9 protein-coding genes and 1 pseudogene are annotated in these 9,787 nt (G+C 61.7%); 3 read left to right on the plus strand and 7 right to left on the minus strand.

Annotated elements, in window-relative coordinates; genetic code table 11:
• Positions 1-1,150 precede the first annotated feature (1,150 nt).
• The 4 genes from repC to ASG57_RS38215 all read right to left on the minus strand — a co-directional run bounded on the left by repC (position 1,151) and on the right by ASG57_RS38215 (position 6,092).
• Entirely contained in the window at positions 1,151-2,383 is a 1,233-nt protein-coding gene (gene repC / locus ASG57_RS29290) for a plasmid replication protein RepC (RefSeq protein WP_057198561.1), read from the minus strand.
• Between the two features lie 197 nt (positions 2,384-2,580).
• The gene (gene repB, locus ASG57_RS29295; protein WP_057198562.1) at positions 2,581-3,600 is read right to left on the minus strand and encodes a plasmid partitioning protein RepB; all 1,020 of its coding nucleotides are present in this window, start codon (positions 3,598-3,600) and stop codon (positions 2,581-2,583) included.
• Positions 3,597-4,811 (minus strand): plasmid partitioning protein RepA, encoded by a 1,215-nt coding sequence (gene repA / locus ASG57_RS29300; protein ID WP_057198565.1) that lies wholly within the window; start codon positions 4,809-4,811, stop codon positions 3,597-3,599. The genes repB and repA overlap by 4 nt, the downstream gene beginning before the upstream one ends.
• Before the next feature lie 1,107 nt (positions 4,812-5,918).
• Positions 5,919-6,092, minus strand: a complete 174-nt coding sequence (locus ASG57_RS38215; protein ID WP_156402849.1) for a hypothetical protein — start codon at positions 6,090-6,092, stop codon at positions 5,919-5,921.
• 144 nt (positions 6,093-6,236) lie between these two features.
• Between ASG57_RS38215 and ASG57_RS29305 the strand changes: the two genes are divergently transcribed.
• From ASG57_RS29305 to ASG57_RS29315, 3 genes are all read left to right on the plus strand, one after another.
• The gene (locus ASG57_RS29305) at positions 6,237-6,482 is read left to right on the plus strand and encodes a type II toxin-antitoxin system VapB family antitoxin (RefSeq protein WP_057198566.1); all 246 of its coding nucleotides are present in this window, start codon (positions 6,237-6,239) and stop codon (positions 6,480-6,482) included.
• Complete coding sequence (locus ASG57_RS29310) at positions 6,482-6,877, plus strand: type II toxin-antitoxin system VapC family toxin (RefSeq protein ID WP_057198568.1); 396 nt, start codon at positions 6,482-6,484, stop codon at positions 6,875-6,877. The genes ASG57_RS29305 and ASG57_RS29310 overlap by 1 nt, the downstream gene beginning before the upstream one ends.
• 314 nt (positions 6,878-7,191) lie before the next feature.
• Entirely contained in the window at positions 7,192-8,391 is a 1,200-nt protein-coding gene (locus tag ASG57_RS29315) for an RHE_PE00001 family protein (RefSeq protein ID WP_156457316.1), read from the plus strand.
• Between the two features lie 294 nt (positions 8,392-8,685).
• Here the strand turns inward: ASG57_RS29315 and ASG57_RS29320 are convergent, their stop codons facing one another.
• The 3 genes and pseudogenes from ASG57_RS29320 to ASG57_RS37275 all read right to left on the minus strand — a co-directional run.
• Positions 8,686-8,982: a type II toxin-antitoxin system RelE/ParE family toxin gene (locus tag ASG57_RS29320; protein WP_057198569.1), complete on the minus strand. Its 297-nt coding sequence runs from the start codon at positions 8,980-8,982 to the stop codon at positions 8,686-8,688.
• A complete protein-coding gene (locus ASG57_RS29325) occupies positions 8,979-9,287 on the minus strand; it encodes a type II toxin-antitoxin system RelB/DinJ family antitoxin (protein ID WP_057198573.1) in 309 nt (102 codons plus the stop codon). Before ASG57_RS29325 ends, ASG57_RS29320 begins: the two co-directional genes overlap by 4 nt.
• A gap of 134 nt (positions 9,288-9,421) precedes the next feature.
• Positions 9,422-9,700: pseudogene (locus ASG57_RS37275) on the minus strand (DUF736 domain-containing protein); the annotation flags it as partial.
• Positions 9,701-9,787: the final 87 nt, after the last annotated feature.

Consider the following 9,787-nt stretch of genomic DNA (forward strand, 5'->3'; position numbering starts at 1 on the left):
CCTCGCTTCGCTGCGGGAACGCTTGACCCGGACGTCTGCGTGCAAAACTCGCAACAGTCAGCGCGCTAAAGGACACCTTCTCGCGCGTAACCTAAGCCATTGCCCGTGGAGGTGAAGGTGCCGATGGTAGCCATTGTCTCATTCCTTGGTTTTCTCGGGCCGCGCCCATCGCGACCTCGATGGCGGTCGTGAGACCGGAGGCGATCGACCCGCACCTGAAGGGCCGAAACGAAGTGGAGGGCGGCCGGCAGCGACTTTCTTGTCTCGCGAGGAATGGCGCGCAGCGCCAGGGGAAGAAAGTCGAGGACGGCCGTTGCGGGGACAAGATCGAGGGCCCGCGCAGCGGGACCGTCCTTCGGTCAGACCAGCCGTAATCGAGGACGCAGATGGGCTGCCCGTCGTGAAAACTGTTGGAATGAAGACAGGCCCCTCGGCAACATCACATCATGCGGTCAAGAGCACGGGCGACAAGATCCGCTTGTCCTGACCAGGCCGGCTGAAGACCGCATATCCCGTCGCAAAGGGTCCGGGGAGCAGCAGATGCGAGTCGAAGTTCGCCGCCGCCGCAAGGTCGACAAACACCTGCCGACGAACTTGGCATGCCTGGACATTCCGCGTCTGCTGCATCGATGCTGCGATCTTCGATGAGGGCAACAGCGTCCACGATCCGGCCGGAGCATCGCGGACGATGGCTCCGGGGCTTGCGCCGCGAGGGTGAGCGCGCCCGGTTCGCACCTGCGGACGGAGTGCGTGACTCAAACTGACCAAAACGGACTCGAAGCGCCGTGCCATCGAATGTGGCGATCACGCTACGCCCGGGGAGCAGACCCCACACTGCTGTCGCACTCGTTCGGCCATAGGTCGAGGCGCCCGACGGTCAGCAGCCCTCGGGCGGATCCGGCCTCGTCCAGCGGCGCGCAGGAGCCATGCCGAAAGACCTGGCCGCTGACACCGCAGCGCCCGAGCGAAGCGCACGATCGGCATCAACAGCGTCGGTCCCGGCGTCGGGATGTTGATCGCAGATTGACGCTGGCGCGCTGAAACGTGCAATCGATGGACGCACTCTTCAGCGGATAAGGCAACATCGCCTCTCGGGCCGAACGACATCGCTGCGCGGCCGGAAGCCCATCCAGCCAGGTCCACCCATGGCTCACGCTCGTCGCTTTTCGTGGCGCTGGGAGTTGATCTGCGACATCAGGATCGGACCAAGAGAAAACTCTCCGACCTCCGCTTTCCGCGTCAGCCCGCGCAAGTAGCCGCCAGCTGATCTGATCGTGGTGCCACGCTGCAGGATGCAGGCGACGACGACCGCCGCTTGCATTTCACCCAGGACGGTTTGCGCCTCCTCCCAGGCGCTCGGGCTGATCCCCAGCATTGATCGAACAACGGCCGCGGTGGCGAGGAAATCGCGCCAGTTCGAAATCCCACCCTTCGCATAATCGACGATGTCCGGGCATGCACCGAGGATCATTCCCAATGGATACGAACCCTCGGCGACTCGCGATGGTTGAGGTTTAGGCTCAGCTCCCGCCGTCCAGCCTTCTTGAAGGCTAGGTTCAAGATCAATTAAGGCATCGGTATTTGAATTCTGTATGTGGCGCTCAGAATGGGACTCATTGGCGCTCGGATTCTTGGATTTGATGTGCGCTTCCAAAAGATTGAGCACGTCGTCAGCGAGTTGCGACAGCTCGTCGGCGATCGGCTCGAGCTCCTGGCGCGTCGCGGTGCGCGGAATCTGAGCGACCATTGCGCGGAAGGCGGCATGCACCTCCTGCCAATCCGCAGGCCCCTGCCCTGCCCTTCGCGTTGGAACGCCTTCCTCGATGCCAGTTGCAATCATCTTCGCGATGTCGCGCCGGCACAGTGTGATCCGCTCACGCACGAGCTTGAGCGCGCGGGCTTCGGCTTCGATGTCGGCCGCCAGGCTCTCGAACTCTTCCGAGCGCACGACGAGCGGCGACAGATCGAAGCCGAAGGCGAGCTCGATTTCGCCGGCATCGTCCTTCCGCGCATAACGCTTGCCATTTGGGCTGTCGCGCCGAACGATCAGTCCCGCGTCGACCAGGACAGCGAGATGACGCCGCAGCGTCGACGCCGGCATGCCGTGCGCCCGGCGACTGAGCTGATTGTTTGACGGGAAGACGATCAGGTCATCCTCTCCTGTGAGCGCGGTCTCAGGATGGAAGGTCAGGAGCGCGTTTAGCACCGACAGCGCCCGCTCCGACACGCCAAGGCGCGGCCGGGCCGTGCAGATGGCGTGGAAGATCTTCCATTTGTGGACGATCTTTTCGGGAGGGCGTTCTGTTGCGATCATTTGGCTTGCCACATGGGCAAGCGTCAACGATCGCCGCCCAAAAGGCGTCGTTGGAGAGTGTGACTGCATGTCTTTGCCTCAGCTGGGCAAAGGAAACCTGCTCGCCGAAACGACGATAAAATCGCGTAGAAACTCTTGACTGCGATTCGCGAAAGTGATTCTCTGTCAGTCGCCAAACTTGAAGAGAAGGGCTTCCGGAACTCCGTTTCGGGGGCCTTTTTCTTTTGCCTTGTCTGCTCCTGGTTCGTGTTTACGGGACGAGGCCTTCAGGCCTCGCTAGCTTCCTGACCGCCGCTCGTTTTGGAAAAGGCGTCGAACAGCGTCGGGAGTTGGTCGACAAGAAATGCAGCGAATGTCGCCGAGACATTCTTGTCGAGGGTAAGCTTCAATTCGCGCTCGGCGTGACGCACGTGCGCGATCTTGTCGCCGGATGCGGAAAAGACTGGCTTCTCTTCCGATGGCTTCGACGTCCCCGCGGAGGATGCACGGCTCGCCGCTGTATATGCTGCAAGAAACCGGGCGTCGGTTTCTCGTTCTGCAAATTTCGGTTCAGCGATCGCCGCTCTGACACGTTTGAGCGCGGCGGCATCCTTAACCAGGTCGGCGAATGACTGCCAGCGGCCGCGGCCAACTTTCGGAGCCTTCCCGATTGCTTGAACAACATCGGTTGGAACTGACCGGGCCACGGCAAGAAGTTTCGAGGCCTCCGCTCGATCGATCGACAACGCATCTTGCACGATTGACCGGCTATGCCCGGCATCTTCGATATGCATCGCGAAGGTGGCGCGCTCAATGAAACTCAGATCTTCGCGTGGTGCGTTCTCGAGCCCTTGCGCCACGACGAGCGCTTCATCTGACAGCGCTCGCAGGATCGCTTTGACCGAGATGCCTAGTTCGCGCGTAGCGCGGACGCGGCGGTGACCATATGCACTCTGGTAGCGCCCTTTCGCTTCAGGATGCTCCCGAACGAGAATGGGCACCTCTTGACCACGCTGTGCGATCGACTGCTTGAGCGCCTCGAACGAACTATCATCCTGGTCGCGAAACCGGTCGGCTAGCGGCGACGGATCGATAAGCGAGGGGTCGATTTCAAGGATCATCGCTCCGGAGGCAATCCTTTCGCGAAGCTCCTCGTTCTCTTTCTCGACTCCAGAAAAGGTGTCTTTCAACGAGCGGACCGAGCCCGACGAGACCCGCGGCAAGGCACCGGGCATGTTGTCAGCTGACAACGCAGGTGATTGCGGGGCGGTGAAAAGACCCCTGATGGTATCTGTACGTTTGCTCATCGACCCCACACCTTCTTAAGAAGTTGCGCGATTTCGGCATTGACCGCGTCGACCGATTCCAATGCCCGGTCGTAGGCGCCCCGCCCTACGGCGCCACGCTCCAGTTCGTACAGTGATTGCTTGGTGAGACCTGCATTGGCGATCGCGGTCGATTTCCACACTGTGGCCTGGAGCACATCCGATCCGAAAAGGGTGCGAAGGAGGGCCACGATTTGAGCTTCGGGCACGTCATTAGGATCGTGACGCGTGATGACATACCGGATGAAATCGTGATCGAGGCGCCCACCCGCTTCCTCGATGACGGACATGAGGTCCGACGTCATGAGGAGAAATTGGCTCATGGATGCGACATCGACCATCTGAGGATGGATGGTGACGAGCATCGCGGTCGCCGCGTTCAGCGCGCCCATGGTCAAGTAACCAAGCTGGGGTGGGCAGTCGATGACGACGACGTCGTAGTCGTCTGCAACTTGGTCGATGGCGCTGGCGACGCGGCGAAAGAATAGGTCGTGTCCGCGTTCACGCCGCTCGACCATTGCTCGAGGCGTAGTGTGCTCGAACTCCATAAGCTCGAGATTGCCTGGAACGAGACCTATCCCGTCAAAATAGGTCGGCCGGATGATCTCGCGCAGGGGCCGGCGGTGTTCGTCATATCGGATGGCACCGTACAGCGTTTCATTCGCCCCAATGTCAAACTCGGGTTGGTACCCGAACATTGCTGACAGCGAAGCTTGCGGATCGAGATCGATCGCCAGGACCCGAAAGCCGGCAAGGGCGAGGTATTGCGACAGATACAGCGCTGTCGTCGTCTTGGCGGAGCCACCTTTGAAGTTCGCGACGGTGATGATCTGGAGCTTGTCGCCTGGGCGCCGGCGCGGGAGAAATTCCAATGCTTCCCGCGGACGCGCTGTGGCCAGATACCCGCGCAACTCATGGATCTGAGCCAGAGTATAAGATCGGCGGCCACCGATTCCCGTCGTCGGGGTCGGTCCAAGTCCGTCGAGAGAAAGTTGTCGAAGGTACCCGTCGGATACGCCTGCAATTCGCGCAACCTCCCCTGAGGTGAACGACCGGAGCGATTTGCTCGCTGAAGGCGGGAAAAGCGTCGTCGCGAGCGATCGCAGCTGACCGGAAAGAATGCCGGCATGCCGAGAGATCCGCGCAGACGCAGTCTCGCTCATCGTCACCGAATCTTCCGCTAAGATCGCCATTTGCCTTCTCAAGACGGTTTCTGCGCGTCAGACGCTTAATCTCCGTCTTGAGAGATGGCCACGATTCTATGATTTGAGCAAGAAATAAAGGGTTAACGAGTTCTTAACGCTCGATGGCGTGCGTAACGGCGAGCAGCGGCTTTTTGGCCGCGTCGCCCTGTTTTGTTGTCAGCTGACAACAATGGCCCCAGCCAGCGGAGCGAATTTCTACTATAGCGCGATTCGGCGAGGCTGTGTCCCCAGGCGTCATTCGGTACGATGCCAGCCGCTGCTCCGATCAGTGTTGCTATCGCGCGGATGCGCCGGGGTCTCTTTCCATGCGCGTCACCCCTCGCTTCTGGGGTCGAGTCAGCGTGCACCGGTGCTTGACGAGCAGTTAATCCATGCCGCGCGCGGGGATCTCTACTCCCCGTTTCCCAGCAAGCCGTTGCCCAGGAGGATCGCTTCCCTCTTAAGATGGAGGTGGTCTCGCACCCGATACCCAGGAGCGGCGGCTCCTCGAAAAGCGCCCTCCCCGTCTTGTTGAAGCGCCGGAGCCGGTGGCGAGCGAAGGGGTTTTGTGGTGTTGGTTCGCTAGGTCCAGCAGCGCGCCGGGCGTTCGCAGTGTGGACCGAGGCGCCCACTGCGGCACTTCGCTGGGCCGCCGCTCGCCAGGGGAACAAGCAAGCCCGCACGGTAGCACGTCTCCGCCAATTCGAACGAACAAGCGTAGAGTAATCGACCGAGTGCATTCCGGGTCAATCGCGCTCGCTGTTCCCGGGCCACCAGCCGCAAGACCGCCTACCACCTAGCTCGGGACGCCTCCTCATCGGCTGCACATGCGATCTGTTTCGGCAAGGGAAGCCAATGCGCAGTCAGGCTAGCACCTTAACCGGCACGGTCGTGAGCGGTTCGACCTCGCCCTGGGGCCGGATCCAATCTCGACGCCTGGCGACCAGATGCCCCAGATACCATCGCGAACCTTCGAGTTCGAGGCGAGCGCGCCGCAGCGAATCGCTTCCTGGACGAGGCGTTTCGATCGCAGGGGAAGTAATCCCATAGGGGACGCCGCACAGACTGTTGTCAGCTGACAACAAGAGCCTGGGCCTACCAAGTAAATGGATGTTGTCAGCTGACAACAATCTGTGCCGTCCAGCCGCCGACGCGCGCCTTCCAGCCCTTGTCGATCCGCGCGCTGATGAATTCAGGAGCCTGGACGAGGTTGTCCTTCGGCCGGAGCCCCGTCCAGATGATGGCATGGTCTTGATGGGAAAATGCGCCCGGAAGGCCGGAGGATGGCATTCACAGAATGCTAACCATAGAAATCTACAGCCTCCGTGCGCATTTACGAGCTTCTCCATCAGATTTCGCGAGAACGACCAGCCTTCACGGGGTGTATCCGGAATGTTATATAGGGATACACGATGCGCGCTAGAGGAGCGCCGGATGGCCTTCCATATCAAGAATCCCGAGACCGACGCGCTGGCCCGCAGGGTCGCGGCGTTAAAGAAAATCGGACTGACCGAGGCCGTACATACGGCGCTCGCCCATGAACTCGAACGCGAGCAGGGCAGGCCGTCCTTGGTCGACCTGGGCGTCCAGTTTTGTCGCGATTTGAGGGCGAAGGGCAACCCGCAGAGCGGCAAGCCTGCTGACAAGGCGTTCCGCGACGGCCTGTACGAGGATTCCTGATGTTCATCGACGCTTCGGCGCTCGCCGCGATGCTGACAAACGAAGACGAGGCGCGCGAGTTGCTGGCGCGCGTGCAGCAAAGCACAACCCGGTTGACCTCGCCGCTGGCCGTATGGGAGGCGGCGATTGCCATCGCCTGCGTGCTCGATCTGCCGATCGCCGCGGCGGCCGAAGCGGTCGAGAGCTATCTCGCGCTGATGGAAATCAAAACGGTGAACGTGGCGCCCGAAACAGCCCGCATCGCGCTCGAAGCATACGACCGCTACGGCAAGGGCCGACACCCGGCACGGCTCAATTTCGGGGACTGTTTCGCCTACGCCTGCGCCCGAAATCTTGGCGAACCGTTGATGTTCAAGGGCGCCGATTTTCCGCAGACCGACATCGAGGCGGCCTGACAAGCGCTACTATCGGAGCCAGCCCGAGCGTGGCAGAAGTAATGAACGCTGATTCGCGGTGAAGCCACCCAACCGACGCCGGGGAAGCCGGCCCGATAGCCTTGACCGCGCGGCCGTGCGGACAGTCGACCTGACCGACGAGGACATCTGAGCGCGGGCGGCGGCCGAAGGCGTCCGGAAGAGGGCAGGGAGCTGACCAGCAGCGCATCTTCTCGGCGGTTTGGCGCCGACCGGCGGCTAGCCCGGCTTGAGTTCGCCAGAGCTCGTTGATTTGCGAGGCATTCAATCCTGGACGGTTCGGAACCGACATCGCTATGACGGAAGCGAAAGCCGTGTTAGCTTCCGTTTCGCTGGTTCCCATTAAGGTTATCAGGACCTTGCTGCCCACCTACAAAATCCCCGATCCGCTGCCCTGGGCCCAGCTCGCCGGGCCGCTCGCCGCCGCCGAGGATGCCGTGGCCCGCTTCGACGAGCGGCTGGCCAAAAGCCCAATCCGCGACGGCGCAATCAGCCGGACACACTTCACCGATGCCTGCGCCAGTTTGTGGCTGGACGGCGAACTTGTCCACCTCGATGACCTTGTGCTCCACGACGCCGGCATGGACGTTCGCACTCCCACCCATGAGCTGACTCGCGCCCACGCCGTGCTGCGCGCCCGTCGGCGCATCGCCGAGGCGAAGCCCGAATGGGCGCTGTCGGCTCCGGGGCTCTCCAGCCTCCGCGGGCGGGGCGAGCGAGAGCAGGAGACGAGCAACCGGAAGGAAGGTGAGGGAGGTTTTGAGATCGACGAGGCCCCCGAGCGGGAGGAGGTAGGTCTCGAATTGCCCCTCGGTGTCCGCGAGACCGATCCCCATCTGGCCGCCGCTTTCGACGCGGTCGACGCAGCGAACGCCAGGGCGGAGCGCAGGCTTGCCGCCGAGACTCGGTTTCGGCCGGAGCGGGATTCTCTCATCTACGATCCCGACTGGGATGAGGAGGAACGCCTCGATCACTGGCGCGATGTGGTCGACCAGACTCGCGGTTTGCCGCCGACCCTGGCGGGGGCGATTGCCGCCGACGCCTGGGGTGAGATCGAACCACTCGAGCACACGCCTTGGCTCGGCCGCCTGCTCGCCGCGGCATTGTTGAGGGACCGCGGCAAAACGCGATCGCATCTGCCGTGCCTGCATGCTGGGCTGAAAAGCATTCCGCGTGAGCGCCGGCGGCCACGCGACGCCGCAGCGCGTTTGGTCGTGCAACTCGAGGCCATGACGGCCGCCGCCGAGTCTGGCCGCAAGGATCACGACCGTTGGCTGATGACCAGAAACCTGCTCGCCCGAAAACTCGCCGGCCGTCGCACCACTTCAAAACTGCCGGCTCTCCTCGACTACGTGCTGACGAGGCCGATCGTCTCGGCGGGCATGATCGCGGCGGAACTCGGGATCACTCCCCGTGCCGCCCAAAACCTGGTCGCCGAGCTCGGCCTGCGCGAGGCGACCGGGCGGGGACGCTACCGGGCGTGGGGCGTCCTCTAGAGGCGAAAGTCCGTGCTGTGAACGCTCGGCAGAAAGGCCGTCTCGTCCAGATGAAAAAGACACCAACAAAAATGCCGCGCGGTTGAAATCCAGCGCAGCGGCCGTTTCCAGCGACCGAGGGTGTACGAAAACTCCGGTCACGCTCGAGTCGCTGACCAAGGCCTTTATTCGTCCGGCACGCACGCAGACGAAGGCTTGAAGATTTAGTTTGATCGTACTTATCGTAGCCAACCTACGATATAGGCAATAAATCGAAACTTGCCCGCCCAGCTGGTCGCACGATACAGAGCCGCCTCAATCGTCGTTGGTAAGTTCGTCGGGCCACATCTGCGCGCCATGGAGCACGCGCAAGATGCGAACGGTATCGCCGTCGACCAGGTACGCCGCGACATAAGATGTACGCGGAATGACCAACTCGCGCGTCCCAGCGACACGCCCCGGCCGACCGCTATCCGGAAAGTCGAGCAGACGCCGCGCGGCATTGGCAATCTGTTCGTCGACATGAACCGCGGCACGAGGATTCTCGGCCTCGATGTAGCTGAAAATGCCGTCGCGATCGGACAACGCGAAGCGCGACCAGACGAGTTTCACCGTTCCTGCTCCGGTGCCTTTCGAAGCGCAGCGGTACGGCGTTGTGCGAAATGCGCTTCGACCTCGGAATCATCGATATCAGGCCGCGTGTCGGCCAACGCCTGGCGCACCTTCTCCCGAAACCAGCTATCGTAAGCTTGGCTGTTGCTCACGAGCTCCAGCGGAAGCATCCCTTCATTGGCCGTGCGTGTCAGCAGGATCCGCACGGCGTCGGATACCGTGAGACCCATATTTTCCAGAACCGCAGTGGCCTTTTCCTTCACGTCCGCATCGATGCGGGTTTGGACCAAGGCATTCGAAGCCATAGCGACCTCCATATTCGTAGCTAGATGTAATACATTTGAATGACATGCACCAGAGACTATCACGGCTCCGTGAGCTGAGGCCGTGACAGCGGGCAAATGGCCCCGCCTTTCGGCGGGGCCGTTGCCGTAGGCCCTCAATCCCGATTCGGGCGGGACCAGATGAGCTGTAGGCCGTCCTGGCCCTCCACCTCGATCAGGGTGGCATAGATCGGAGCCGGGAAGCTCGGATCGTCCAGCTTGACCGAGAGGTAATCGCGCTCGGTGTCCCTGGCGGTCTTCTGCCAAGCCGCTCCCAGCTCGACATTGCCGGCGAAGATGCGGAAGTGCGGTCCCTTGTCGGAGGGATTCTCGACCCGAACTAGCTTGGCTTTGGCATTGAGAGCGAGGGTGCGAACCGTGCCGGAGAAGCCGTTTTAGGTCAGTTGGCAACCGTCTTTCTGAAATGAAGCGGTTGATCCGATAGCGACATTTTCTGAAGGACACTTCTACAGTGTCCTGTT

It is taken from the genome of Bradyrhizobium sp. Leaf396 (assembly GCF_001424605.1).
Taxonomy (GTDB): Bacteria; Pseudomonadota; Alphaproteobacteria; order Rhizobiales; family Xanthobacteraceae; genus Bradyrhizobium; species Bradyrhizobium japonicum_C.

Coding starts and splice junctions, on each gene's coding strand:
- repC (WP_057198561.1), bottom strand. CDS start 2,383: ATGCAGTCACACTCTCCAACGACGCCTTTTGGGCGGCGATCGTTGACG.
- repB (WP_057198562.1), bottom strand. CDS start 3,600: ATGAGCAAACGTACAGATACCATCAGGGGTCTTTTCACCGCCCCGCAA.
- repA (WP_057198565.1), bottom strand. CDS start 4,811: ATGGCGATCTTAGCGGAAGATTCGGTGACGATGAGCGAGACTGCGTCT.
- ASG57_RS38215 (WP_156402849.1), bottom strand. CDS start 6,092: ATGCCATCCTCCGGCCTTCCGGGCGCATTTTCCCATCAAGACCATGCC.
- ASG57_RS29305 (WP_057198566.1), top strand. CDS start 6,237: ATGGCCTTCCATATCAAGAATCCCGAGACCGACGCGCTGGCCCGCAGG.
- ASG57_RS29310 (WP_057198568.1), top strand. CDS start 6,482: ATGTTCATCGACGCTTCGGCGCTCGCCGCGATGCTGACAAACGAAGAC.
- ASG57_RS29315 (WP_156457316.1), top strand. CDS start 7,192: ATGACGGAAGCGAAAGCCGTGTTAGCTTCCGTTTCGCTGGTTCCCATT.
- ASG57_RS29325 (WP_057198573.1), bottom strand. CDS start 9,287: ATGGCTTCGAATGCCTTGGTCCAAACCCGCATCGATGCGGACGTGAAG.